This window comes from Variovorax sp. YR634 (assembly GCF_900106655.1).
Lineage (GTDB): Bacteria > Pseudomonadota > Gammaproteobacteria > Burkholderiales > Burkholderiaceae_C > Variovorax.
The window spans coordinates 63,837-88,897 of sequence record NZ_FNOL01000004.1; the positions used below are offsets into that span (position 1 = coordinate 63,837).

General features: G+C 67.8%; 25 protein-coding genes. 18 read left to right on the forward strand and 7 right to left on the reverse strand.

What is annotated here, in order from left to right; all coding sequences use genetic code 11:
* The first annotated feature begins 4 nt into the window (after window positions 1-4).
* The 5 genes from BLV60_RS09305 to BLV60_RS09325 all read left to right on the forward strand — a co-directional run bounded on the left by BLV60_RS09305 (window position 5) and on the right by BLV60_RS09325 (window position 4,984).
* Window positions 5-997 carry a formamidase gene (locus BLV60_RS09305; protein WP_093053411.1) on the forward strand — a complete coding sequence of 331 codons (993 nt, stop codon included), beginning with the start codon at window positions 5-7 and terminating at the stop codon, window positions 995-997.
* Window positions 998-1,002: 5 nt separating this feature from the next.
* The gene (locus BLV60_RS09310) at window positions 1,003-1,713 is read left to right on the forward strand and encodes a biuret amidohydrolase (RefSeq protein ID WP_093054229.1); all 711 of its coding nucleotides are present in this window, start codon (window positions 1,003-1,005) and stop codon (window positions 1,711-1,713) included.
* A gap of 175 nt (window positions 1,714-1,888) precedes the next feature.
* Window positions 1,889-3,475, forward strand: a complete 1,587-nt coding sequence (locus tag BLV60_RS09315) for an ABC transporter ATP-binding protein (protein ID WP_093053414.1) — start codon at window positions 1,889-1,891, stop codon at window positions 3,473-3,475.
* 58 nt (window positions 3,476-3,533) lie between these two features.
* A complete protein-coding gene (locus BLV60_RS09320) occupies window positions 3,534-4,211 on the forward strand; it encodes a cysteine hydrolase family protein (protein ID WP_093053416.1) in 678 nt (225 codons plus the stop codon).
* 29 nt (window positions 4,212-4,240) lie between these two features.
* Window positions 4,241-4,984, forward strand: coding sequence for a GntR family transcriptional regulator (locus tag BLV60_RS09325; RefSeq protein ID WP_176928762.1), 744 nt, complete (start codon window positions 4,241-4,243; stop codon window positions 4,982-4,984).
* A 17-nt stretch (window positions 4,985-5,001) separates the two neighbouring features.
* Here the strand turns inward: BLV60_RS09325 and BLV60_RS09330 are convergent, their stop codons facing one another.
* Window positions 5,002-5,967: a tripartite tricarboxylate transporter substrate binding protein gene (locus tag BLV60_RS09330; RefSeq protein WP_093053422.1), complete on the reverse strand. Its 966-nt coding sequence runs from the start codon at window positions 5,965-5,967 to the stop codon at window positions 5,002-5,004.
* A gap of 31 nt (window positions 5,968-5,998) precedes the next feature.
* Complete coding sequence (locus BLV60_RS09335) at window positions 5,999-7,237, reverse strand: flavin-dependent oxidoreductase (protein WP_093053425.1); 1,239 nt, start codon at window positions 7,235-7,237, stop codon at window positions 5,999-6,001.
* Window positions 7,238-7,339: 102 nt separating this feature from the next.
* Between BLV60_RS09335 and BLV60_RS09340 the strand changes: the two genes are divergently transcribed.
* Complete coding sequence (locus BLV60_RS09340) at window positions 7,340-8,248, forward strand: LysR family transcriptional regulator (RefSeq protein ID WP_093053428.1); 909 nt, start codon at window positions 7,340-7,342, stop codon at window positions 8,246-8,248.
* Here BLV60_RS09340 and BLV60_RS09345 read toward each other — a convergent pair.
* A complete protein-coding gene (locus BLV60_RS09345) occupies window positions 8,245-9,153 on the reverse strand; it encodes a LysR family transcriptional regulator (protein WP_093053498.1) in 909 nt (302 codons plus the stop codon). The two genes, BLV60_RS09340 and BLV60_RS09345, sit on opposite strands and share 4 nt — an antisense overlap.
* Before the next feature lie 128 nt (window positions 9,154-9,281).
* On the opposite strand from BLV60_RS09345, the gene BLV60_RS09350 reads away from it, so the two are divergent.
* The 10 genes from BLV60_RS09350 to BLV60_RS09395 are packed head-to-tail and all read left to right on the forward strand — an operon-like array spanning window position 9,282 to window position 19,312.
* Window positions 9,282-10,103: a cysteine hydrolase family protein gene (locus tag BLV60_RS09350; protein WP_093053501.1), complete on the forward strand. Its 822-nt coding sequence runs from the start codon at window positions 9,282-9,284 to the stop codon at window positions 10,101-10,103.
* 11 nt (window positions 10,104-10,114) lie between these two features.
* Window positions 10,115-11,170: an ABC transporter substrate-binding protein gene (locus tag BLV60_RS09355; RefSeq protein ID WP_093053504.1), complete on the forward strand. Its 1,056-nt coding sequence runs from the start codon at window positions 10,115-10,117 to the stop codon at window positions 11,168-11,170.
* 14 nt (window positions 11,171-11,184) lie between these two features.
* Window positions 11,185-11,976, forward strand: coding sequence for an SDR family NAD(P)-dependent oxidoreductase (locus BLV60_RS09360; protein ID WP_093053508.1), 792 nt, complete (start codon window positions 11,185-11,187; stop codon window positions 11,974-11,976).
* Between the two features lie 10 nt (window positions 11,977-11,986).
* Window positions 11,987-13,456, forward strand: coding sequence for an allantoinase AllB (allB, locus tag BLV60_RS09365; RefSeq protein ID WP_093053511.1), 1,470 nt, complete (start codon window positions 11,987-11,989; stop codon window positions 13,454-13,456).
* The gene (locus BLV60_RS09370; protein WP_093054231.1) at window positions 13,453-14,598 is read left to right on the forward strand and encodes a cyanuric acid amidohydrolase; all 1,146 of its coding nucleotides are present in this window, start codon (window positions 13,453-13,455) and stop codon (window positions 14,596-14,598) included. Before allB ends, BLV60_RS09370 begins: the two co-directional genes overlap by 4 nt.
* A gap of 8 nt (window positions 14,599-14,606) precedes the next feature.
* Window positions 14,607-15,497, forward strand: a complete 891-nt coding sequence (locus BLV60_RS09375) for an ABC transporter ATP-binding protein (protein ID WP_093053514.1) — start codon at window positions 14,607-14,609, stop codon at window positions 15,495-15,497.
* Complete coding sequence (locus tag BLV60_RS09380; RefSeq protein WP_093053517.1) at window positions 15,494-16,270, forward strand: ABC transporter permease; 777 nt, start codon at window positions 15,494-15,496, stop codon at window positions 16,268-16,270. The genes BLV60_RS09375 and BLV60_RS09380 overlap by 4 nt, the downstream gene beginning before the upstream one ends.
* A 5-nt stretch (window positions 16,271-16,275) precedes the next feature.
* Window positions 16,276-16,689 carry a DUF3830 family protein gene (locus BLV60_RS09385; protein ID WP_093054233.1) on the forward strand — a complete coding sequence of 138 codons (414 nt, stop codon included), beginning with the start codon at window positions 16,276-16,278 and terminating at the stop codon, window positions 16,687-16,689.
* Window positions 16,690-16,710: 21 nt separating this feature from the next.
* A complete protein-coding gene (locus BLV60_RS09390) occupies window positions 16,711-17,766 on the forward strand; it encodes an ABC transporter substrate-binding protein (protein ID WP_093053520.1) in 1,056 nt (351 codons plus the stop codon).
* Between the two features lie 28 nt (window positions 17,767-17,794).
* Window positions 17,795-19,312 carry an amidohydrolase family protein gene (locus BLV60_RS09395; protein WP_256328915.1) on the forward strand — a complete coding sequence of 506 codons (1,518 nt, stop codon included), beginning with the start codon at window positions 17,795-17,797 and terminating at the stop codon, window positions 19,310-19,312.
* A gap of 8 nt (window positions 19,313-19,320) precedes the next feature.
* Here the strand turns inward: BLV60_RS09395 and BLV60_RS09400 are convergent, their stop codons facing one another.
* On the reverse strand, window positions 19,321-20,124 hold the full coding sequence (locus BLV60_RS09400; RefSeq protein WP_093053526.1) for an exodeoxyribonuclease III: 804 nt from the start codon (window positions 20,122-20,124) through the stop codon (window positions 19,321-19,323).
* A 12-nt stretch (window positions 20,125-20,136) separates the two neighbouring features.
* On the opposite strand from BLV60_RS09400, the gene pyrE reads away from it, so the two are divergent.
* Together pyrE and BLV60_RS09410 are read left to right on the forward strand one after the other, a co-directional pair.
* Window positions 20,137-20,823 (forward strand): orotate phosphoribosyltransferase, encoded by a 687-nt coding sequence (gene pyrE, locus BLV60_RS09405; protein ID WP_093053529.1) that lies wholly within the window; start codon window positions 20,137-20,139, stop codon window positions 20,821-20,823.
* 13 nt (window positions 20,824-20,836) lie between these two features.
* The gene (locus tag BLV60_RS09410; protein ID WP_176928763.1) at window positions 20,837-21,532 is read left to right on the forward strand and encodes a DUF4124 domain-containing protein; all 696 of its coding nucleotides are present in this window, start codon (window positions 20,837-20,839) and stop codon (window positions 21,530-21,532) included.
* A gap of 43 nt (window positions 21,533-21,575) precedes the next feature.
* On the opposite strand, the gene gatB is transcribed toward BLV60_RS09410, so the two are convergent.
* Genes gatB through gatC form a run of 3 tightly spaced genes read right to left on the reverse strand, consistent with a single transcriptional unit; the run spans window position 21,576 to window position 24,884 of the window.
* Window positions 21,576-23,066, reverse strand: a complete 1,491-nt coding sequence (gene gatB / locus BLV60_RS09415) for an Asp-tRNA(Asn)/Glu-tRNA(Gln) amidotransferase subunit GatB (protein WP_093053532.1) — start codon at window positions 23,064-23,066, stop codon at window positions 21,576-21,578.
* Between the two features lies 1 nt (window position 23,067).
* Window positions 23,068-24,585: an Asp-tRNA(Asn)/Glu-tRNA(Gln) amidotransferase subunit GatA gene (gene gatA, locus BLV60_RS09420; protein WP_093053534.1), complete on the reverse strand. Its 1,518-nt coding sequence runs from the start codon at window positions 24,583-24,585 to the stop codon at window positions 23,068-23,070.
* The gene (gene gatC / locus BLV60_RS09425) at window positions 24,585-24,884 is read right to left on the reverse strand and encodes an Asp-tRNA(Asn)/Glu-tRNA(Gln) amidotransferase subunit GatC (protein ID WP_093053537.1); all 300 of its coding nucleotides are present in this window, start codon (window positions 24,882-24,884) and stop codon (window positions 24,585-24,587) included. Before gatC ends, gatA begins: the two co-directional genes overlap by 1 nt.
* Between the last annotated feature and the right edge of the window lie 177 nt (window positions 24,885-25,061).

A 25,061-nucleotide genomic window follows, 5' to 3' on the forward strand; every position in this document is an offset into this window, starting at 1 on the left:
CGTCATGAGCGGTCTCGGAGGCCTCAACAAGTCGCCGCACGGCGTCGTCGTCGGTCTGGTGCAGTTGCAGCTGCCGAGCGTGAAGACGCCGGCCGACCTCGCCGCACAGGCGAAGCGCATCTGCGAGATGGTGGGCAAGGCCCGCCGCAACCAGTCGACCATGGACCTCGTGGTGTTCCCGGAGTACGCGCTGCACGGACTCTCGATGGACACCAACCCCGAGATCATGTGCACGCTCGACGGCCCTGAAGTCGCGGCCTTCAAGAATGCCTGCTTCGAACATCGCATCTGGGGCTGCTTCTCCATCATGGAAGCCAACCCCGGCGGCAATCCCTACAACAGTGGCCTGATCATCGACGACCGCGGCGAGATCAGGCTCTACTACCGCAAGCTGCACCCGTGGGTGCCGGTCGAGCCGTGGGAGCCCGGCAACCTGGGCATTCCGGTGTGCGACGGACCCAACGGCAGCAAGCTGTCGCTCATCATCTGCCACGACGGCATGTTTCCCGAGATGGCGCGCGAGGCTGCATACAAGGGCGCAGACATCATCCTGCGTACGGCCGGCTACACCGCGCCCATCCGCCATGCGTGGAAGATCACCAACCAGGCCAACGCTTTCTGCAATCTCGCGTACACCGCGAGCGTGTGCCTGTGCGGCAGCGATGGCAGCTTCGACTCGATGGGCGAGGGCATGTTCTGCAATTTCGACGGCACCGTGCTGGTCGAGGGCGGTGGCCGCGTCGACGAGATCATCACCGCCGAGCTACGCCCCGACCTCGTGCGCGAGGCCCGCACCGGCTGGGGCGTGGAGAACAACATCTACCAGCTCTATCACCGCGGGTATGTCGCGGTGAAGGGCGGCGCACAGGACTGCCCCTACACCTACATGCACGACATGGCCGCCGGCACCTACAGGCTGCCGTGGAGCGCCGAGGTGAAGGTGACCGACGGCACGAGTTGCGGCTTCGCGCCGCCGCAACGCAACTACGCAGGATGACGACCATGACCACCACCATCGCCAATACCACCGAACGCCACGTGGCCGCCGAGCCCTATGCCTGGCCCTACAACGGCGCGCTGCGGCCCGACAACACCGCGCTCATCGTCATCGACATGCAGACCGACTTCTGCGGCAAGGGCGGGTACGTCGACGTGATGGGCTACGACCTGTCGCTGGTGCAGGCGCCGATCAAGCCGATCGCGCGTACGCTGGCGGTGCTGCGGCCGCTGGGCTATCACATCATCCACACGCGCGAAGGGCATCGGCCCGACCTCGGCGATCTGCCGGCCAACAAGCGATGGCGGTCGCGGCAGATCGGTGCGAATGGCGTGGGCATCGGCGACGACGGGCCGTGCGGGCGCATCCTGGTGCGGGGCGAGCCGGGATGGGAAATCATTCCCGAGCTTGCGCCGCTGCCGGGCGAGATCGTGATCGACAAGCCGGGCAAGGGGTCGTTCTACGCGACGGACCTCGAACTGATCCTGCGTACGCGTGGCATCGAGAACATCATCCTTGCGGGCATCACGACCGATGTTTGCGTGCACACCACGATGCGCGACGCGAACGACCGGGGGTTCGAGTGCCTGTTGTTGTCGGACTGCACGGCTGCGACGGACTACGGCAATCATCTTGCTGCGCTGAAGATGATCACCATGCAGGGCGGCGTGTTCGGGGCGCATGCCACCTCGCAGGCCTTGCTGGCGGTTGTATGACGCTGCTTTGTTCGGGGCACGATCACGCCGACGGGGTACCTTGCTCCGCGAATGTCCCCCGCCCTTCGGGCTCCTCCTTTATTTCGCTGCGCAAGGCACCCCATCGACGTGATCGGTCAGAGCGGTTATTGATAGGCGGCACCCCGAACACGCACCGAAGGGATGGCAAACGAACATGAGCGCCACATCACCCCACGCCATCGGCGGCCTTCCCTCAGGCACTGGTGCACTCGCGCTCGACACCTACGAGCTCACCAAACGCTTCGGCGCCTTCACGGCCATGGACCGCGTGACGATGCGCGTCGAGCCCGGCACGGTGCATGCGCTGCTTGGCGAGAACGGCGCGGGCAAGAGCACGCTGGTGAAGTGCGTGGCGGGCTTCCAGCGCGCGGAGGAGGGCAGCATCCTGATCGACGGGCGCGAGCAGGACATCGCCAACCCCATCGTGGCGCGCGCGCTGGGCATCGGCATGGTCTACCAGCATTTCACGCTGGCGCCCGGCATGACGGTGGCGGAGAACCTGTTGCTCGCAGGCGGCAAGACGCCGGCGCTGATCGACTGGAAGACGAAGCGCGCGGAACTGAAAGACTTTCTTGCGACCACGCCGTTCAGCCTCGACCTGGACGTGCGCCCTTCTGAGCTCGCGGCCGGCGAGAAGCAGAAGCTCGAACTGCTCAAGCAGCTGTACCTGAAGCCGCGCCTGCTGATCCTGGACGAGCCCACCTCGGTGCTTACGCCACAGGAGGCCGACGAGGTGCTGGGTCATGTGCGCGAGTTCGCGCGCAGCGGGCTGTGCACGGTGCTCATCATCACGCACAAGTTCCGCGAGGTGATGGCGTATGCCGACAGCGTGACGGTGCTGCGGCGGGGCAAGGCGGTGCATCACTGCCGAGTTGTGGACACCAGCCCGGCGCAACTGGCGCAGGCCATGATGGGCGGCGAGCAGGCAACGACATCGACGCCTGTTGCCAGGAAGCCCGTGCCTGCCAATGCGCCGGTTGCATTGAAGGTCGAAGGACTCAAGGCGCAAGGCGATCGCGGCACGCTGGCTCTGCACGACCTGAGCTTGTTCGTGCGCGCAGGAGAAATCCTCGGCGTGGCTGGCGTCTCCGGCAATGGGCAGCGCGAGCTTGTAGAGGCGCTCGTCGGTCAGCGTCCGCGCCTTGCGGGCAAGGTCACGGTAATGGGGCAGGCCTATGGTGCGCATCGCGCCGAGAACCGCAAGCTCAAGGTCCGGAGCCTTCCCGAAGAGCCGCTGCGCAACGCCTGTGTGGGTGACCTCAGCGTCGCGGAAAACATGGCGCTGCGAGACTTTGATCAACCGCCCTTGTCGCGCGGCGGTGTACTGAGCTTTCCCTATTGGCGCAGCAGGGCGCGCGAATGGATCGCGGAGTACGGCGTGAAGACGCAGGGCGAAGGCGCGCCGATCCGCAGCCTCTCCGGCGGCAACGTACAGCGCGCGGTGCTGGCCCGGGAGCTGGCCGGCGACATCAACGTGCTGATCGCCGCGAACCCGGTGTTCGGCTTGGACTTCGCGGCCGTCGCCGAAATCCACTCACGCATCGTGCAGGTACGCGAGAAGGGCGGGGCGGTGCTGCTGATCAGCGAAGACCTGGACGAACTGCTCGAACTGGCAGACCGCATCGTCGTGATGAGCGAAGGCCAGATCGTGTTCGAGACTCCGGCTGCCGGAGCCGAGCGGCATGTGATCGGAGCCCACATGGGCGGCGGTCATCACGAGCCGTTGAAGGCGGCGGCATGAGTGCTCTGTTTTCTTTCGAGGTGCCGCACCCTCGCCCACGGAACCAGCGAGCAACAGCATGCGCATAAACGAAGCCAACCCCTTCCCCTACGAGTTCGACGTAGCAAAGACAGCGCTGGTCCTCATCGACATGCAGCGCGACTTCATCGAGCCCGGTGGCTTCGGCGAAACGCTGGGCAACGATGTCTCGCTGCTCGAAGCCATCGTCCCCGCAACCAAAGAAGCACTGCGGGCGTGGAGACAAGCCGGCGGCCTCGTAGTGCACACAAGGGAAGCGCACGCCGCCGACCTCTCCGACTGCCCACCGGCCAAGCGAAACCGCGGCAATCCCACGCTGCGCATTGGCGACGAAGGCCCCATGGGCCGCATCCTCGTGGCTGGCGAGCCTGGCAACCAGATCATCGAAGCGCTCACCCCCATCGACGGCGAGATCGTCATCGACAAGCCCGGCAAAGGCGCGTTCTATGCTACCGGCCTGCACGAACTGCTGCAGCAGCGCGGCATCACCCACTTGCTGTTCGGCGGCGTCACGACCGAGGTCTGCGTGCAGACCAGCATGCGCGAAGCCAACGACCGCGGCTACGACAGCCTGCTGCTGGAGGATTGCACCGAAAGCTATTTCCCGGCATTCAAGGCGGCCACGCTCGACATGGTGCGCGCCCAGGGCGGCATCGTCGGCTGGACCGCGCCGAGCGCCGCACTGCTCGAGGCGTTGAACAGCAGCCCTTCTTCTTGACGCCGACGCCAGCGACTACCATTCCACACGTGTCTACCGTTCGAACCCGCCCCGAATCTCCCGTTACTGCCACCGATACGGCCGTTTTCCGCACGCGGGCCGACGAGGTCTACGCGCAGCTCAAGCGCGACGTGGCCGATTTCATCCTCGTGCCCGGAGACCGCTTTACCGAGAGCGAGATCAGCGACCGGCTCGGCGTATCGCGCACGCCGGTGCGGCAGGCGCTGTTCCGGCTGCAGCAGGAAGGCTTTGTCGAAGTGCTGTTCCGCAGCGGCTGGCGCGTGCTGCCCTTCGACTTCGACCAGTTCGAGCAGCTCTACGACCTGCGCATGGTGCTGGAGACCACCGCCGTGCACCGGCTGTGCGAGACCGACCGCCACATCGATCGCGGCCTGCTCGACACGCTGGCCGGCATCTGGCTGGTGCCCGCGGCGCAGCGCAGCAGCGACATGGCGCAGGTGGCGCAGTGGGACGAAGCCTTTCATTGTTCGCTCGTGGCGGCTGCCGGCAACGCCGAGATGGCGCGCGTGCACGGCGACGTGACCGACCGCATCCGCATCATCCGCCGGCTCGACTTCACCAAGCAGCCGCGCATCGATGCCACCTACGATGAGCACGCGAAGATTTTGAAGGCCGTGCGAGCCAATCGCGGCGACCAGGCCGCGATGCTGCTGCGCGCGCACATCGAGACCAGCCAGGCCGAGGTGCGCAAGATCACGCTGCACCAGGTGCATCTGGCGCGGCACGCGGGGAAGGCCTCGGCGCCGCGCTGAACGAGCCTGCTGCTGCCTCAGTCAGCGGTGATGTTGCCGCGCTTGACGACTGCGGCCCAGCGGTCCGCATCCTTCTTCATCAGCGTGCCGAATTCGGCCGGCGTCGAGCTGGCCGGCACCATGCCCTGCGACTCGAACGACTTCGCTACCTCGGGCTGCTTCAGCACTGCCGCGATCTCCTTGTTGAGTCGCGCCACCACGTCAGGCGGCGTGCCCTTGGGCGCGAGCACGCCGTACCACATGTCGACGTTGTCGGCGGTCACGCCGGCTTCGGCCAGCGTCGGCACGTCGGGCAGTTGCGGCAGGCGCTTGCCGCTGCCGGTGGCAATGGCCTTGAGCTTGCCCACCTGGATGTGCTGCAGCGCCACGTGCACCGGCAGGAACATGTAGTCGATGCGCCCGCCCAGCAGGTCGGTCACCGCGCCGGCCGTGCCCTTGTACGGCACGTGCAGCATCTCGGTGCCCGTGCCTTGCATGAACAGCGCCATCGACAGGTGATGCGGCGTGCCGACGCCCGGCGTGGCGTAGGTCAGCTTGCCGGGCGCCGCCTTGGCCGCGCTCACCATCTGCGACACCGTCGTCGCCTTCTGCACGTTCGGGTTCGTCACCAGGAGCAGCGTGCCCCACGAGGTGAGCGACACCGGCGCGAAGTCGGCCACCGGGTCGTAGCTCAGCGAGCGATACAGGCTGCGGTTCATCACCAGCGTGTTGACCTGCACCATCAGCGTGTAGCCGTCGGGCTTGGCGCGAGCCACGCGCTCGCTGCCGATGTTGCCGCTGGCGCCGGCCACGTTCTCCACGATCACCGGCTGGCCCAGCAGGGCGGGCAGGCGGGCCGAGAGCTGGCGCGCCACCAGGTCGATGCCGGTGCCGGGCGTGTAGGGCACCACCAGCGTGATCGGCTGGTCGGGCCAGGCGCAGGCGGCGGTGGCGCCGGCTGCGAAGAGCAGGGCGGCAAGGGTCTTTTTGATAAGCGAACGCATGGTCGTGTCTCCGTGTTCTTTTCAGTGATGCTCAAAGGTAGGAGGCGCGCGCCTTCAGCGCCACCGGGTCGTAGCCGGCCACGCGCTTGTAGTTGTCCGAGATGGCCTGCAGCTCGGCGACGGGCACGACGTCCTCGATGTTCCGGAAGCGCTTGCCGCCCGAGCGCTCGAACACTTCGCGCAGGATCGCGTCGGGCGGGTTGCTGCGGTTGGTCAGCACCACGTTCGTGGTGGCCTTGACGCGCACGCGGTCGTAGTCCTCCAGCGCGGCGGTGCCTACGCCCAGGTCCTTCAGCGCACCGGCCAGGAAGCGCGCATCGATGATCGCCTGCCCGGCGCCATTGGAGCCGCGCGGCACCATGGGGTGCGCCGCGTCGCCCAGCAGCGTGAGGCGGCCGTGCGTCCAGCGCGGCAGCGGGTCCTGGTCGACCATCGGGTACTCGAGGATGGTGTCCGACGCGAGGATCAGCGCGGGCACGTCGAGCCAGTCGAAGTGCCAGTCGGCAAACGCAGGCAGGAAGTCTTCGAGCCGGCCCGCGCGGCTCCAGTCGCGCAGGGCGGGCTGTGGCGCGTGGATCTCGGCGACCCAGTTCACGAGCTGATTGCCGTCGGCGTCGATGTCGTTGCGGATCGGGTAGATCACCATCTTGCCGACCGCGAGCCAGCCCGCGCGCACCATGCTGCCGCCCGAGAGAAAGGGCTTCCAGCGCGCGGTGCCGCGCCACATGTTCACGCCCGAATAGCGCGGTGCGCCTTCATCCGGGTACAGCTGCTTGCGCAGCGCCGAGTGGATGCCGTCGCAGCCGACCGCGATAGCGCCGCGCACCGAAGGCGCATCGGCAAAGTGCACGGTGACGCCCCCGGCGTCCTGTGTCACGCCCGTGCAGCGGCGGTTGCACACCACGCTGTCGGGGCCGAGGCGCTTCAGCGTCTCTTCGTACAGCACCGTCTGCAGGTCGCCGCGGTGAATGGAGAACTGGGGCCAGTCGTAGCCCGCGTGTTGGCCGGCGGCCTCGCGGAAGATCAACTGGCCGTGCTCGGTGAAGAACACGGCCTCCTGCGTGCGCACGCCCACCTTGTCGAGGGCGTCCAGCAGCCCGAGTTCGGTGAGCTCGCGCACGGCATGCGGCAGCAGGTTGATGCCCACGCCCAGCGGCTTCAGCTCGGGCACGGCCTCGTAAACGCGGCAGGGAATGCCGGCCTGGTGCAGGCTCAGCGCCAGGGTCAGGCCGCCGATGCCGGCGCCCAGGATGATGACTTCGTTGCTCATGAATGGTCGGTCGTTGCGTTCGGTTTTGTCTCGGGCCGCATTAGGAACGCAAGCTGGTCATTTGGGAAATTTAGATGTGATATGGATTTATCATGAATCCTTATGAACCTATCGACCCGCCAGATGCGCGCATTCCTGCAGGTGGCACGCATGGGCAACTTCACACGCGCGGCCGAGCAGGCGCACATCACGCAGGCGGGGCTCAGCATCCTGATCCGCGAGATGGAAAGGCAGCTGGGCTGCCGGCTGTTCGACCGCACCACGCGCGTCGTGAGCCTCACGCCTGCGGGGAGACGCCTGCTGCCGGTGGTCGAACGGCTGGTGACCGACCTCGACGACGTGGCGGCCGAGCTGGGTGCCGAGGGCGACGCCGCGCGCCAGACGCTGCGCATTGCGGCCACGCCGCTGGTGTCCTCGCATCTGCTGCCGCAGGTGTTCACCACCTTCCGCGCGGCGCATCCGCAGGTGAGCCTGCGCCTGTTCGACGCCGACCTGCGCGACGTGGAGGCGATGGTGGCGGCCGGCGATGCCGACGTGGGCCTGGGCTTTTTCTTCAAGGCCGCGGCGGGGCTGGAGCGCACGCCGGTAGGGCGCTTTCACCTGATGCGGGTGGCGCCTTGCGATGGTGATGGCGAAGAGCCGCCTGCCATCGGCACCGCGCCATGGTCCGTGTTGCGCAGCGCCGAACTCCTCGGCCTGCCGCCCGGCAACCCGATCCAGAAGGTGATCGACCAGCATCTGGCCACCATCGGCCGTGCCGACGCGCAGCGGCCCGCGTTCAACTTCTTCGGCACGCTGATCTCGATGGTGGAGGCCGGCTTCGGCACGGCCGTGATGCCGACCTTCGCGCTGGCCGCCTGCCGCCGGCACCGCGTGCGCACCGACGTGCTGACCAAGCCGAAGGTGGGGCTCGACTTCTTCCGCATCACCAAGCGCGGCGCGCGCGAGACCGAAGCCATGCAGGCCTTCGTCGCCACGCTGGAGAAGGCGCTGCCCGCGCTGTCGCGCTAGCGGGCGTCCGCGGCCTGCGCCCCGGCGAGCCGCTTGCGCAGGAACTCCGCGAAGGCATAGGCGATCACCGGCAACTGCCGGCCGCGCAGGCTGGCCAGTACCAGTTCGCCACGCGGAAAGCCGCGGTCCTCGATGTCCCGCGCCACGATGTCGGGGGCTTCGGCCGCGGCGCCGATGGCCATCTGGAACGAGATCGAGCGCCCGTCGTAGAGGCAGCCGCGCAGGAACTCGAAGCTGTTGCTCTCCACCATGGCCCTTATCCGCGTGGAGCTGCGGGCGAGAAAGCGCTCCAGCATCTGGCGTCCGCCGGTGTCGCGGTTCGGCAGCACCACAGGGTAGTCGGCGCAATCGCTCAGGCGCAGGGTCTTGGACTTCGCCAGCGGATGGCGCTTGTGCATGATGGCCATGAGCTTCTGCTCGACCGCGCACACGCGCTCGATGTCGGACTCCGGCGCCAGGTTGAACACCAGCGCGAGGTCGCTCTCGAAGCTGCGCAGCGCGTCGGCGGCCTGCACGTGGTCGCCGATGCGCGCATCGAAAGCCACCAGCGGGTGCTCCGCAGCGAAGTCATTCACGGCCGCCGGCAGGAAGCGCGGCGCGAGCGCCTGGCTGGCGACCAGCCGGACGGCGCCCCGGCGCAGGCCCTGCAGGTCTTCTATTTCGGAGCGCACCCGCTCCAGCTCCGAAGAGCGGCCGCGGATGTAGCGCACGAACAGTTCGCCCGCGGCGGTCAGGCGCATGCCGCGCGGCAAACGCTCGAAGAGCGGTGTGCCCAGTTCGTCCTCCAGGTCCTGGATGCGGCGGTTGACGGCGGAGGGCGCGACATGGAGCCGCTCGGCCGCCTGGCGGATCGAGCCGGCCCGGGCGACCTCGTCTGCATAGCGCAGGAAGCGAAGGTGGTTCATGCCCGTGGCGATTGCACGAAGCGCGCCAGGAGTGCCGCTTTTACCGTTGCCGCAACGGCAACGGGCAGTACGTGAATCGGTATGGATTCGGAGCACCTTCTGGCACGGCGACTGCGTGCCGATCTCGCATGACACGCCGATCTGCACCCTCGCGCACCAATGCGGCGCAACCGCCCGTCCGTTTCGGTCCGGCGCCCCACAACGCCTGGACACTCGCCGGCGGCCGGGTCAGCCTCGTGCGCTCCCCGAAGCGGCCACGGCCCGTGCAGATGCCCGCCGAGCCGCAGCCGATCGAGTTCGACCTGGCGCGCAGCGCGCTCGTCGTGGTCGACATGCAGAACGACTTCTGCCATCCCGAGGGCTGGTTCGCGCAGAAGGGCATCGGCATTCGCGCGGCGCGCAAGCCCATTCCGACCATCGCGCGGCTCCTGCCGGCATGGCGCGCGGCTGGCGGCGGCGTGGTGTGGCTCAACTGGGGTATTCGCGCGGACCGCCTCAACCTGTCGCCCACGGTGCAATTCAAGGGCAAGCGCAGCGCAGACGGCGTGGGCTATGCGGAGCATTCGCCCATCGACCACGGCCCGTCGCTCGTGCAGGGCGAGTGGGGTGCGCAGGTGATCGACGAGCTGGCTGTAGCGCCCGGCGACATCACGGTGCACAAGCACCGCCTCAGCGGCTTCTGGGACAACGAGCTCGACAGCGTCCTGCGCCAGCAGGGCATCACGACGCTGCTGTTCGCGGGCATCAACACCGACCGCTGCGTGTTCTCGACGCTGCAGGACGCGAACTTCCTCGGCTACGACTGCGTGTTGCTGAAGGACGCGTGCGGCACCCCGTCGCCGGCCTACGTGACGCGCGGCATTCATTTCATCGTGCAGCAGCTGCACGGTTTCGTTGCAACCGCCGAGTCGCTGCTCGCTTCGCTTTCCTCACTCTCCAAGAAACGCTAGGAGTCCTCCGCATGCCGCTGTCCTTCTTCGCCAACTCGCGCCTCGTGCGTTCGCTCGCTTCGCTGGGCGCTGCCGCCGGCCTGGCCCTGGCGGCCGTTTCCGCCGCCGCGCAGGTGCCCGTCAAGCTCGTGCTCAACTGGAAGTACGAAGGCCCGCAAGCCTGGTTCTTCGTCGCCCAGGACAAGGGCTACTTCAAGGCCGAGGGCCTCGATGTCGAGATCGACCAGGGCGAGGGCTCCGCGGCCTCGATCCCGAAGGTGGCGGCGGGCGCCTACCAGGCCGGCTTCGGCGACCTGAACGCACTGGTCGACCTGGCATCGAAACGCCCGGCCGATGCGCCGGTGGCGGTCTACATGCTCTACAACACGCCGCCCTTCACGCTGGTGGTGAAGGAGGGCAGCCCCATCAAGACGCCCAAGGACCTCGAAGGCAAGACCATCGGCGGCCCCGCCAACGACGGCGCGCTGAAGCTGTTCCCGGCCTTCGCCAGGATCGCGAAGGTCGATGCGTCGAAGGTAAGCATCACCAACATGGCGCCCAACCTGCGCGAGCAGATGCTCACGCGCGGGCAGATCGACGCCGCCTTCGGCTACGTCACCACCGTGAGCTTCAGCGCGAAGGCGATGGGGCTCGATCCGGCGAAGGACCTGCGCTTCATCCGCTACGGCGACCACGGCATGGACCTGTATTCGAACGCCGTGTTCTTCTCGCGCGTCTTCGCCCGGGACAACCCCAAGGCGGTGCAAGGCTTCGTGAAGGCGCTGAACCGCGCGGTGAAGGAAGTCATTGCCGACCCGGACATGGGCATCGACTACGTCATGAAGCGCGAGCCGCTGCTCAAGCGCGAGGTCGAGAAGGAAAAGCTGCTCGCCACGCTGCGCAACGACATGAGCCACCCGGAGGTGGCCCGCATCGGCCTGGGCGACGTGGACGACGCGCGATTGAAGAAATCCATCGACATCGTGGTGGACGCCAACCAGCTGCCGCGCACACCGGCGCCTGCCGAAGTGTTCGACCGCAGCTTCCTGCCCGCGCGCGCCGAGCGCCCCTCCAAGACTTTGAACTGAAAGCGAGAAACGACATGGAACTGCAACTGAGAGACAAGGTGGCGCTCATCACCGGCCCGGCCAAGGGCATGGGGCGCGCCGTGACGCTGGCCTTTGCACGGGAAGGCGCGAAGCTGGTGCTGGCCGGGCGCGACACCGATGCCATCGAGCCTGTGGCCGAAGAGGCGCGCGTGCTCGGCGTCGATGCGGTCGTCGTGCCCTGCGACCTGACCGTGGGCGCGCAGACCGAGGCACTGGCCGCGCATGCGCTGGAGGCCTTCGGCCGCATCGACGTGCTGGTCAACGTGGCTGGCGGCTCGGGCCCGATCGGCAAGACCGGCTGGGAAACCACGAGCGAGGAATTCGACGAGATCGTGCAGCTCAACATGACAGGCTGCTTCAACACAATGCGCGCCGTCCTGCCCTCGATGATCGAGCGCAGGAGCGGCAAGGTGGTGAACGTCGGCGGCACCTTCGGCATGCGCGGACGCGCCGGCCGCCTGGCCTACTCGGCCTCGAAGTGGGGCCTGCGCGGCATCACCAAGAGCTTTGCACTGGAGGCCGGCCCGTACGGCATCAACGTGAATTGCGTGGCGCCCGGCATGGTCGACGGGCCGCGCTTTCGCGAGAAGGTGTGCGCCAACATGGCCGACAAGCTCGGCATCACGCTGGAAGAAGCGATGACGCGGCACGCGGCCGACTATGCGCTGCGCCGTGTCTCCACCGATGCCGACGTTGCCAACGCCTGCCTCTTCATGGCGAGCGATGTGTCCCGACAGATCACCGGCGTCGACCTGCCCGTCGACGGCGGCTGGGCCATGCTCTGAGGAGACCGGCATGAAAGAAGTCGACCTCGTCATTCGCGGCGCGCGCGTCGTGTCCGCAGACCAGATCATCGAAGCCAGCGTGGCCATCGCAGGCGAGCACATCGTGGCCGTCGGCCATGACGACACCATGCCGCCGGCGCGCGAGGAGATGCGCGCCGACGGGCTGTTCCTGCTGCCGGGCGCCATCGACAGCCACGTGCATTTCCGCGACCCGGGCTACCCGAACAAGGAAACCTGGAAGACCGGCTCGGCCGCGGCCGCGATGGGCGGCGTGACCACCGTGTTCGAGATGCCCAACACCAATCCGGCGACGGGCACCGTCGAGGCCCTGCGCCTGAAGCAGAAGGCAGCTGAGTCGTCGTATTGCGACTTCGGCATCCACGGCCTGTTGGGCGACGATACGGTCGAGCGGCTCGAAGAACTTCTCGACGCCGGCGTCACCAGCTTCAAGGCCTTTGTCGGCAACACCTTCGGCAACCTGCCCGCGCCCACCGATGGTGCGTTGCTCGAGGGTTTCGAGAAGCTCGCCCCGTTGGGTATCCGCACCGTGGTGCATGCGGAGAACTCGTCAATCCTGCAGCGCCGCCAGAAGCAGATGCAGGCCGCCGGCCGCATCGATGCGATGGCGCACCTGGCCGCGCGCCCGGCGGTGGCCGAGATCGAAGCCATTGGCCGCGTGCTCACCTTGGCCGAGTGGACCGGCGCGCGCGTGCACATCGCGCACCACAGCGCGGCCGATTCGCTCTTCCTGCTGCGCGAAGCCAAGCGCCGCGGCGTCGACGTGACGGCCGAGACCTGCCCGCAGTACCTGCTGCTGAACACCAGCCACATGCTGAAGCTCGGCGGCGTGATGCGGCTCAACCCGCCGATCCGCGAGGCGCGCCACAACCAGCCGTTGTGGGACGCGCTGCTCGACGGCACGCTCGACATGATCGCGACCGACCACGCGCCGCACACCCCCGAAGAGAAGACCCGCGAGAGCATCTGGGACTGCGACTGCGGCTTTCCGGGCGTGGAGACGCAGATGCCGCTGATGCTGACCGAGGTGAACCGCGAGCGCGCCACGCTGATGGACTACGTGCGCTGGAGCGCGGTGAACCCGGCCAGGGCCTGGGGCCTGTATGGCACCAAGGGCGTGATCGCGCCGGGTGCGCACGCCGACATCGCGATCGTCGACATGCAGCGCGCCGGCACGCTGTCGCAGAACCGGCTGCAGAGCATCAGCAAGATATCGCCGTGGAACGGCCGCGCGGTGAAGGGCTATCCGCTGCACACGCTGCTGCGCGGGCGCTTCGTGATGCGCGAAGGCAAGCTGGTGAGCGATGCGGTCGGCTGGGGGCGCACGGTGAAGGGTGTGCAGAAGATGCCCACTCCGAAGCCGCGCAACACCGAGCACTACAGCAGCGCCATCCTGCAGACGCCGGCCGGTGTGCCTGCGACGGCCGTGCCGGTGGGTGCAGTGGATTGGAGCGCCGCATGAACGCGGGCCGCGTGCAGCAGGTGCAGGTATGGCGCATTCCGTGCAACGGCCCGGGCGACCTGAGCGGCGCCAGGGCGCTGATCGATGCGGGCGAGATCGTCGCGGCCGACATCGTGGCCGTGATGGGAAAGACCGAAGGCAACGGCTGCGTCAACGACTTCACGCGCGAGTACGCATCCAGTGCCTGGTGCCATCTGCTGGCGCCCGCGCTGGGTTGCACGCCCGACGCGGTGCATGCCCGCGTGGCGCTGGTGATGTCGGGCGGCACCGAGGGCGTGCTGTCGCCGCACTTCACGGTGTTCACGCGGCGCTGGGTGGCCGAAGCGCCGGCTGGCCTGGGCAAGCGCCTCGTGGTCGGCGTCGCGCACACGCGCGCCTTCCTGCCGGAGGAATTGGGCCGCACCGCACAGGTCGACGCCACGGCCGAAGCCGTGGCCGAGGCCATGCGCGATGCGGGCATCGAGAGCGCGGACGACGTGCACTTCGTGCAGGTCAAGTGCCCGTTGCTTACCGCGGCCAAGGTCTCCGCCGCGCTGGCACGCGGCGCCGCACCCGTGACCCACGACAGCTATGAGTCGATGGGCTATTCGCGCGGCGCATCGGCGCTCGGTGTGGCGGTCGCGCTTGGCGAAGTCGCGCGCGAAGAGGTCTGCGATGCCAGCGTGATGAGCGATTGGCGGCTGTTCTCCGCGCGCGCATCGGCCTCGGCCGGCATCGAGCTGGAAGACAACGTCGTCATCGTGCTCGGCGAGGCGCAAGGCAGCGCGTCGGCGTTCCGCATCGCCCATGCGGTGATGCGCGATGCGATCGACGCCGCGAGCGTGCGCGCCTTGCTGCGCGATGCCTTCGGGCTCGACCCGGAGCGCGATGCGCAGGCCTTGTCGGCGCGGCTCGTGAACCTGCTCGCGAAGGCCGAGGCCAGCCCCGACGGCCGCGTGCGCGACACGCGCCACACCATGCTCAACGACTCCGACATTCACTCGACGCGCCATGCGCGTGCCGTGGTGGGCGGTGTGCTGGCCTCGGTGGCCGGCCATACGGCGCTGTACGTGTCGGGCGGCGCCGAGCACCAGGGGCCCGCGGGCGGCGGCCCGGTGGCCGCGATCCTGCGGGTGGACGACACGGACTCCACATTTTCCTGAAGGACCTCATGGGCAACGCATTCATCCAACTGTCCGACGTGATGCTGCGCTATGGCGGCGGCACCATCGCGCTGGACCATACGACGCTGGACATCGAGAAGGGCGACTTCGTTGCCCTGGTGGGCCCGAGCGGCTGCGGCAAGTCAACCATCCTGAAGCTGGTGGCCGGCCTGCTGAGGCCGAGTGCGGGCGCGGTGATTGCCGGCGGGCGCGAGGTGGGCGCGGCCGGCACGCTGGCCCCGGCGGGTGCGCATGCGTCGGCGGCGCCGCGCCTTCGCATCGGCCTCGCCTTCCAGAACCCGACCATGCTGCCGTGGCTCACGATCCGCGAGAACGTGATGATCCCGCTCAAGATCGTCGAGCCCTTCCGGCAGCACTACCGCAGCAAGAAGCGCGGCGAATACGCCGAGCGCGCCGATGCGCTGCTGGCGCAGGTGGGACTCAAGGGCTTCGGCGACAAGCGGCCGTGGCAGCTGTCGGGCGGCATGCTGCAGCGCGCCTCGCTGTGCCGTGCGCTCGTGCACGAGCCCGAACTGCTGCTGCTCGACGAGCCCTTCGGCGCACTCGACCAGTTCACGCGCGAGGAGCTGTGGGACATCATGCAGACGCTGTGGATCGCCAAGCGCCCGACCGTGCTGCTGGTGACGCACGACCTGCGCGAGTCGGCCTATCTGGCCAACCGCATCTGCGTGATGAGCGCGCGGCCGGGGCGCATTCTCGAAACGCGCGACGTGGGCTTCGCGCGGCCGCGCACGCTGGAGAGCAGCTATGCGCCCGAGTTCGCGGCGCTGGTGCAGCAGCTGCGCATGCGCATCGCGCAGGCGCGCCGCGAAAGCGATGCGGTGCCAGTACCGATGCTGGTGCCGCCTGGGAATGTGCTCGAAGAGGTGGCCGCATGATCGCGCCGCTCGCACGGCAACGCCTGCTTTCCGCGGGCGCGCTCGTCGGCTTCTTCGTGCTCTGGGAGGTGGTGTGCCTGGCCTTCGGCGTGTCCGACCTGATCCTGCCGCGCCCGAGCCAGATCGCGGCGGTGCTGGTCCAGAAGATGCCGCTGCTGTGGCCGCACACCGTGCAGACGCTCTACACCACGCTCGCCGGCTTCGTGCTGGGCGTGGGAGCGGGCATCGTCATCGGCGTGATGATCGGCTCTTCGAAGCTGGCCTACGACGTGACCTATCCGCTGCTGGTGGGGTTCTCCAGCATTCCGAAGGTGGCGGTGGTGCCGCTGTTCGTGGTGTGGTTCGGCGCGGGCACGGTGCCGGCGATCCTGACCTCGATGGTGATCAGCATCTTTCCGGTGGTGGTCAACGTGGCCACCGGCCTCGCGAGCACCGAGCCCGAGCTGGAGGACGTGCTGCGCGTGCTCGGCGCGAGGAAGCGCGACATTCTCTGGAACGTGGGCCTGCCGCGTGCGCTGCCCTACCTGTTCGCCTCGCTCAAGATCGCGATCACGCTGGCCTTCGTGGGCACCGTGCTGAGCGAGACGGTCGCGTCCAACCAGGGCATCGGCACGGTGATGATGATCGCCAGCGGCAACTTCGATGTGCCGATGGTGTTCGCCGGGCTCTTCCTGCTTGCGGCGATGGGGGTGGCGCTGTATGCCGTCTCGTCGCTGGTCGAGCGGCGCATGACGGGCTGGGCCCAGCGCAAGACCGACATGGCAATGGCATGAACGACATGAGCGATCTCGTCCGTATCACCGCCGGCGGCCTGCGCTTCGTGGCGCAGACGCACCCCGACGCGCCGCTCACCGTCGCGGCTTTCCGCCGCCTGCTGCCTTACCGGCAGAAGCTCATTCACGTGCGCTGGAGCGGCGAAGGCTGCTGGGTGCCGCTGGGCGACTTCCAGCTGGGCGTGGGCTTCGAGAACCACACCAGCCATCCGTCGGTGGGCGACATCCTGTTCTACCCCGGCGGCTACAGCGAGACCGAGATCATCCTGGCCTACGGCGCCTGCAGCTTCGCCAGCAAGATGGGCACGCTTGCGGGCAACCACTTCCTCACCATCGTCGAAGGGCGGGAGCAGTTGCGCACGCTCGGCACCAGGGTGCTGTGGGAAGGCGCGCAGGACGTTCTCTTCGAAGCCATCTGATTCAACCCACGGGAGCCTCGCATGTCCTTTCCAGTATCCCGCCGCGCAGCGGTCGTCGCGGTGTCCGCCGCGTTGGGCGCATCGCTCGCGGCGCTTCCGGTGCGCGAAGCACGCGCCCAGCAGCTCACACCCATCAAGTTCGTCCTCGACTGGAAGTTGCAGGGCATCCATGCCTGGTACTACCTCGCCGAAGACCGGGGCTACTTCGCCGCGGAAAAGCTCGCGGTGACGATCGACCAGGGCGACGGCTCGGCGGCGGCCGTGACCAAGGTGATGGCCGGGGCCTACGACGCGGGTTTCGGCGACGTGAATGCGGTCATCCAGAACGCGGCCGCCAAGCCCGGCGCCGCGCCCGTGATGGTCTACATGGTCTACAACCGCGCGCCGTTCGCGCTCATCGTGAAGGCGGGCAGCCCCATCAGGACCCTCAAGGACCTTGAGGGCCGCACGCTGGGCTCGCCGGCCGGCGGCGCCGCGCAACGCATGTTCCCGCTGATGGCGGCCCGCAACGGCGTGGACGCGGGCAAGGTCAAGTGGACCAGCATGGCACCCAACCTGCAGGAGCAGATGCTGCTGAAGGACCACGTCGAGGGCTCGGCCGTGTTCTCGGTGACCAGCTACATGAACCTGGTGGCGCAGGGCGTGGACCCGGACAAGGACATCCGCTGGTTCCACTACGGAGACCACGGCGTCGACCTGTACGGCAACGGCGTGCTGGTGTCCCGCCAGTTGCTCAGGGACAAGCCGCAGGCCGTGGCCGGGCTGGTGCGTGCCGTCAACAAGGCGGTGCGCGACACCGTGGCCGACCCCGACGCGGCCATTGCCGCGCTGATGAAGCGCGAGCCGCTGCTCAACCAGGCGCTGGAGAAGCGGCGCCTGCTCTACACGCTTCGCACCGTGATGCTGACGCCCGAGGTTGGCACCGGCGGTATCGGTGACGTGAACGACGCGCGCATGACGCGTGCCATCGGGCAGGTGAAGGAAGCGTTCGAACTGGCGAATGCACCGACCGCAGGCGAGGTCTTCGACCGGCGCTTCCTGCCGCCGCTTGCGGAGCGCAAGATCGCTGCGCTCTGAACGCCCACCCGACTACGAAGGAAACGCCATGTCCGCTCGCATGCACGAAGGCCCGCTCGACTGCGCATGGCTGCTGGCCGATCCCGGCGCGCAGCTTGCGCAATCGGATGTGCGCATCGGGCTGGAGGACGGCTGCATCCGGTCGATCGCGCCGCTGGCGGAAGAGGCCGTCGCCGGCACGGGCACGCCGCGCCTGCTCGCGCTGCCGGCGCTGACCAACGCGCACGATCATGCGCGCACCTTCCGCAGCGCCACGCTGGGCGCCTTCGGCCAGCCGCTCGAAGGCTGGCTGCCGTTCCTGGGCGTGGTGCCGGGCATGGACCCGTACCTTTGCGCCGCGACCTCGTTCGCGCGTTCGGTGCGGCATGGCGTGGCGAACCTGATGGTCCACTACACGCGCGTGCAGGGCGGCATGGCCTATGTCGACGAGGCTAGGGCGGTGGCGCGCGCGGCGCGCGACGTCGGCGTGCGCATCGGCTTCGCCATTGCCATGCGCGACCGCCACGGCATTGCCTACTGCGACGACGCGAGCGTTCTGGCGGCGCTGCGCCCCGGCATCCGCCATGCAGTGGCCGAACGGCTGGCGGTGAAGCCGGTGGCTCCCGCGCAGCAGCTTGCGCTGGTCGACGAGGTCGCGCGCATGGTGGAAGAGGACGGCCATGGCGGCCACGCGACCGTCCAGTACGGCCCGACGGCGGTGCAGTGGTGCAGCACGCCGCTGCTCGAGGCAATTGCGCAGGCATCGGCCGACACGGGCCGGCCCGTTCACATGCACCTGCTCGAAACGCGCTATCAGCGCGACTGGGCCGATGCCAACCACCCCGGCGGCATCGTCCGTTTTCTCGACGACATCGGGCTGCTGGGCCCGCGCCTCACGCTCGCGCACTGCGCCTGGGCGCGGCCCGAGGAACTGGCGCTGATTGGCGAGCGCGGCGCGACGATCGCGGTCAACACCAGCTCCAACCTGGGGCTCAAGTCGGGCATTGCGCCGGTGCCCGAGATGCTGCGGCACGGATGCCGCGTGGCCATGGGCCTGGACGGCATGGCCTTCGATGAAGACGACGACGCGCTGCGCGAGATGCGGCTGGCGTACTCGCTGCACCGCGGCTGGGGCTACGACACCACGATGACGCGCGACCAGCTCTGGGCCTTTGCCGCGTGCAACGGTCCGCGCAGCGTGCGCGGCGGGCTGGCTGGCGGCGGCAGCATCGTGCCCGGCGCCGCGGCCGACTTGGTGTTGCTGGACTGGGATGCGCTCGACGACGACGCGCTCTTCGCCGAGACGGATCCGCTCGACCTGCTGTTGGCGCGCGGCAACGGCAGCCACATCGCCAAGGTGCTGGTCGGCGGGCGCGTGGTGGTCGATGCGGGCCGCGTGCAGGGCATCGACGAGCCCGCGCTGCGCGCCGAACTGCTGGCACGCATGCGCGGCGCACTGGCGGCGGATGCTGCTGGCGCCCTGTCGTGGCGCGGGACCGTCAAGGCGCTGGCCGAGGACCTCGGGCCGTTCTATCGGCGCGGGCGGATGGGTGGCTGCTGCGGCTAGGCCGCGGCTTACAGCTTGAAGTCGTAATCCACCGTGATCGGCGCGTGGTCCGAGAACTTCACGGTCTTGTAGATCTGCTCGGTACGCGCCAGCGCCGCGGTCTTCGGCGTGGCCAGGTGGTAGTCGAGCCGCCACCCCACGTTGTTCGCATAGGCTTGGCCGCGGTTGCTCCACCAGGTGTAGGCATCGCCGGTGGTGTCGGGCTTGAGCATGCGGTACACGTCGACCAGGCCGGCGCCCTCGGCACCGGCGTCGAGCAGCTTCGTCATCCAGGCGCGTTCTTCGGGCAGGAAGCCGCTGTTCTTCTGGTTGCCGCGCCAGTTCTTCAGGTCGATCTCCTTGTGGGCGATGTTGATGTCGCCGCACAGCACGAACTCGCGCTCCTTCTTCAGTGCCACCAGGTGCGGGAAAAAGCCTTTCAGGAAGCGGAACTTGGCCTCCTGCCGCTCCTCGCCCGAACTGCCGCTCGGGAAGTAGCAGCTGATGACCGAGAACTTGCGCTTGGGCGTGTCGAAGCGCAGTTCGAGGTAGCGGCCCTCGGCGTCGAACTCGGCGTCGCCCCAGCCCACCACGACCTGGCTTGGCTTGTGCTTGGTGTAGATGGCGGTGCCGGCGTAGCCTTTTTTCTCGGCGAAGTGGAAATGGCCCTTGAGGCCGGCCATTTCCTCAAACCGGCCTTCGATGTCGCTGGCCTGGACGCGGATCTCCTGCATGCAAATACAATCCGGCGCAAGTTCGGCCACCCAGTCGGCCACGCCTTTGGTAGCGGCCGAACGCAGGCCATTGAGATTGAGACTGGTCAGTTTGAACACAAGGAATTCCCGATGGCTGTAGATGGTGAGAAAAGCAGCGCGGTCGCACAGGACTTCGTCCAGTTTGCGTTGGATGCCGGCGTGCTGCGCTTTGGCGAATTCAAGACCAAGGCCGGTCGGATGAGCCCCTATTTCTTCAATTCGGGGCTCTTCGACGACGGCGGCAAGATCGCCCGGCTCGCCGGATTCTATGCAGACCGGCTGATCGAAAGCGGGCTCGAATTCGACATGATCTTCGGCCCCGCCTACAAGGGCATTCCACTGGGCGCCACGGTAGCCGCCGAGCTGGCCCGGCGCGGGCGCAACTACCCCTTTGCCTACAACCGCAAGGAAGCCAAGGCGCACGGCGAGGGCGGCAACCTGGTGGGCGCGCCGCTCAAGGGCCGCGTGCTGATCGTCGACGACGTGATGTCGGCCGGCACCGCGGTGCGCGAGTCGATCGCGGCGATCCAGGCAGCGGGCGCCACGCCGCATGCAGTGGCCATCGCGCTCGACCGGCAGGAAAAGGCCACCGAGAACGGTGTCGACGTAAACCACAGCGCCGTGCAGTACGTGCGCAACCAGCTCGGCCTGTCGGTGATTGCCATCGCCACGCTGGACGACCTGCTGAGCTACCTCTCGGGCAACGCCGCTGCCGACCTGGGCGCGCACCGCGAGCGCGTGCTGGCCTACCGCACGCGCTACGGCGCCACCAGCTGAGGCAAGGGCGCCCATGCACGACGCACGCGACGATCACGGCAAGCCGATCCGCCTGCTGGCGTCGGCTTCTTTCTTCCTGGCGGTTTCCTCGTTCTGCGGCGCCTTGCAAGCGCAACCGCAGAAAGTGGAAGGCGCCTCCCCCGGCATCTATACCTGCACCGATGCCCGCGGCCGCACGCTGACGGCCGACCGGCCGATTGCCGAGTGCACCGACCGCGAGCAGCGCGAGTTGAACCCGAGCGGCTCGGTGCGCCGCAAAGTCGAGCCGACCTACACCGCGCGCGAGCTGCAGGAGCGCGAAGACCGCGCCCGCGAAGCCGCTATCCAGACCGCGCGCCTGACCGACGAGCGGCGCCGCGAACGTGCGCTGCTGGTGCGCTACCCCAACCTCGCCACGCACGACCGCGAGCGCAGCGAGGCGCTGGCGCAGATCGATGCGGTGACCCAGGCGGCGCGCAAGCGCATTGCCGAGCTGAGCGAAGACCGCAAGAAGATCGACGAGGAGATGGAGTTCTACAAGCAGGACACCAGCAAGGCGCCGGGCGCGGTGCGCCGCAAGCTTGAAGACAACACCCAGAGCGTGGCGGTGCAGAACCGCTTCATTGCGGAGCAGGAAGAAGAGAAGAAGCGGGTGAATGCGCGCTTCGACGAAGAGCGCACGCGTCTGAAGACGCTCTGGTCGCCGCAGAACGGCGGGAATCCCCGCTGATGAACCTGCCGGGGCCTTGCACCAAGGCCCCGGTTTCCTGCCATCAGCCCAGCTTGGCTTTCAGCAGCTCGGTGACCTGCGCCGGATTGGCCTTGCCGCCGCTGGCCTTCATGACCTGACCCACGAGGGCGTTGAGCGCCTTCTCCTTGCCGCCGCGGTATTCCTCGACGTTCTTGGCGTTCTTCGCGATCACTTCGTCGAGGATCTTGTCGAGCGCGCCGGTGTCGTTCATCGGCTTCAGGTCTTTGGCTTCGATGATCGCGTCGACATCGCTGCCTTCGCCGGTCCACAGGGCTTCGAACACCTGGCGCGCGGCGTTGTTCGGCAGCGTGCCGTCTGCGATGCGCTTCACCAGCTGTGCCAGTTGCTGTGCCTTCACCGGTGCGGCCTCGATGCCGATCTCGGCGGCGTTCAGGCGGCGCGCCATTTCGCCGGTGATCCAGTTGCTGGCGAGCTTGGGCGTGGCGCCCGCGTTCACGGCTTCGTCGAAGTAGGCGGCGAGCGCCGCGCTCTGCGTGAGCTGCGCCGCGTCGTATTCCGACAGGCCGTGGTCGCGCACGTAGCGCTCGGCCATCGCGCGCGGCAGTTCGGGCATGGTGGCCTTCACGCGCTCGATCCAGTCGGCGGCGATGACCAGCGGGGGCAGGTCGGGGTCAGGGAAGTAACGGTAGTCGGCCGAGTCTTCCTTGGCACGCATCGCGCGCGTCTCGCCTGTGTCGGGGTCGAACAGCACGGTGGCCTGTTCGATCTCGCGGCCGTCCTCGATCTCTTCGATCTGCCAGCGGATCTCGTAGTCGATCGCCTGCTGCATGAACTTGAAGCTGTTCAGGTTCTTGATCTCGCGGCGCGTGCCGAGCTTGTCGCCGGGCTTGCGCACCGACACGTTGGCGTCGCAGCGGAAGCTGCCTTCCTGCATGTTGCCGTCGCAGATGCCGATCCACGTGACGATCTTGTGCAGCTCCTTCGCGTAGGCCACGGCCTCGGCAGTGGAGCGCATGTCGGGCTCGGTCACGATTTCAAGCAGCGGCGTGCCGGCGCGGTTCAGGTCGATGCCGCTCTGGCCGATGAAGTCTTCGTGCAGCGACTTGCCCGCGTCTTCCTCGAGGTGGGCGCGCACGAGGCGCACGGTCTTCTGTTCTTCGCCGAGGAAGAACGAAACCGAGCCGCCCTGGACGACCGGGATCTCGAACTGGCTGATCTGGTAGCCCTTGGGCAGGTCGGGGTAGAAGTAGTTCTTGCGCGCGAACACGCTGCGCGGCGCGATGTGCGAGCCCAGCGCGAGGCCGAGCTTGATGGCGCGCTCGACGGCGCCCTTGTTCATCACGGGCAGCGTGCCGGGCAGTGCCAGGTCGACCGCGCAGGCCTGCGTGTTGGGCTCGGCGCCGAAGGCGGTGGAAGCGCGGCTGAAGATCTTGCTCGCGGTCGACAGCTGCGCGTGCGTCTCGAAGCCGATGATGACTTCATAGCCGCGCACCAGCGGACCGGTCGGGCGGCCCTGTTGTTGTGCTTCGAATGTGTTCACGGTCTCGCTCATCTCAAAAGCCCTCCGGCGTGCGTGCATGCCAGTCGGTGGCCTGCTGGAAGCGGTGCGCCGCATTTAGCAGCTTCGCTTCGCCGAAGTAGTTGCCGATCAGCTGCAGGCCCACGGGCATGCCGCCGTCGAAGCCCGCGGGCACGCTCATGCCGGGCAGGCCGGCCAGCGAGGCGGGCAGCGTGAAGATGTCGGCGAGGTAGTCGGCCACGGGGTCGTCGCCGTGTTCGCCGAGCTTCCATGCGGTGGTGGGCGCAGCGGGGCCGGCGATTACGTCGCACTGCTTGAAGGCCTGCTGGAAGTCGTCGGCGATCATGCGGCGCACCTTCTGCGCCTGCAGGTAGTAGGCGTCGTAGTAGCCGTGCGAGAGCACGTAGGTGCCGATCATGATGCGGCGCTTTACTTCGTCGCCGAAGCCTTCTGCGCGCGTGCGTTCGTACATCTGCGTGAGCGCGCTTCTCTCTTGTTCGTCCTTCGGATCGTAGGAGGCTTGCGTGCGGTGCCCGAACTTCACGCCGTCGAAGCGGCTCAGGTTGCTCGAGGCCTCGGCCGCGGCAATGATGTAGTACACGGGAATCGACAGCTCGGTGCGCGGCAGCGTGACCTCGACGCGCTTGGCGCCGAGCTTCTCGTACTGCGCGAGCGCCGCGTCAATGGCCGCGCGCACGCCGGGCGCCACGCCTTCGCCGAAGAACTCCTTCGGCACGCCGATGCGCAGGCCTTCGAGCGAGTCGTTCAGCGAGCGGCCGAAGTTCTCGGCGGGCTTGTCGAGCGAGGTCGAATCGCGGTCGAGGTCAGGGCCGCAGAAGGCCGACAGCAGCAGCGCGCAGTCTTCGGCCGAGCGGGCCATCGGGCCGGCCTGGTCGAGGCTCGACGCAAAGGCCACCATGCCGTAGCGCGAGGCGCGGCCGTAGGTGGGCTTGATGCCGGTCACGCCGCAGAACGACGCGGGCTGGCGGATCGAGCCGCCGGTGTCGGTGCCGGTGGCTGCGGGGGCCAGGCGTGCCGCGACTGCAGCCGCGCTGGCGCCGGAAGAGCCGCCCGGAATGCGCTCGCGGTTCCAGGGGTTCTGCACGGGCACGGCCTTGTCGTGGCCCACGGCGGGCACGGCGATGTTCTCGTTGGCCGAGCCCATGGCGAACTCGTCGCAGCTCAGCTTGCCGAGCGTGACCGCCCCGGCTTCGGCCAGGCGCCTGACCACAGTGGCGTCGAAGGGCGAGCGGTAGCCCGCGAGCATCTTCGAGCCGGCGGTGGTGGCGAAATCGGCGGTGACGAAGATGTCCTTGTGCGCGATCGGCACGCCGGCCAGCGTCGGTGCGTTGCCGGTGGCAATCAGTGCGTCGGCGGCGCGGGCCTGGGCCAGCGTGACTTCTTCATTGACGTCGACGAAGGTGCCGAGCGACTCGTGCGCCTTCATGCGGCCGAGAAAAACCTGCGAGGCCTCGACGGCCGAAACCTTGCGCTCGGCCAGCGCCTTGGCCAGCGCGACCACGCTCATCTGGTGCAATTCACCGCTGCTCATTATTCGATCACCTTCGGCACGAGAAACAGGCCGGCTTCGACGGCCGGGGCACTCTTCTGGTTGGCTTCGCGGTTATTGGGTTCGCTCACCACGTCGTCGCGCAGGCGCAGCGTGATGTCTTCGAGCGCGGCCACCGGATGGGCCAGCGGTTCGACGCCCGTGGTGTCCACGGAACGCATACGTTCGACTAAATCGAAAAAGCCGTTGATCTGGCTGAGCATGCGCTCGCTTTCATCGGAGGCAAGCTGCAGCCTCGCCAGAGAGGCAATGCGCTCAATATCGGAAGCGGAGAGTGACATAGGTCGGAACGGCCCAAAAAAGCGAGGGTAATCGCACGCCGAAGCGGGTGCTAATACAGGAATCAGAGGGGATTCGGGTATTATCCCGCCTTTGCCGCAACCCCCGCGAACGCGCCGGCTTTTGCGCCAAAAACGATCAATTCACCCCGTCAAACGACCCAAAAAATAGAGTGACGA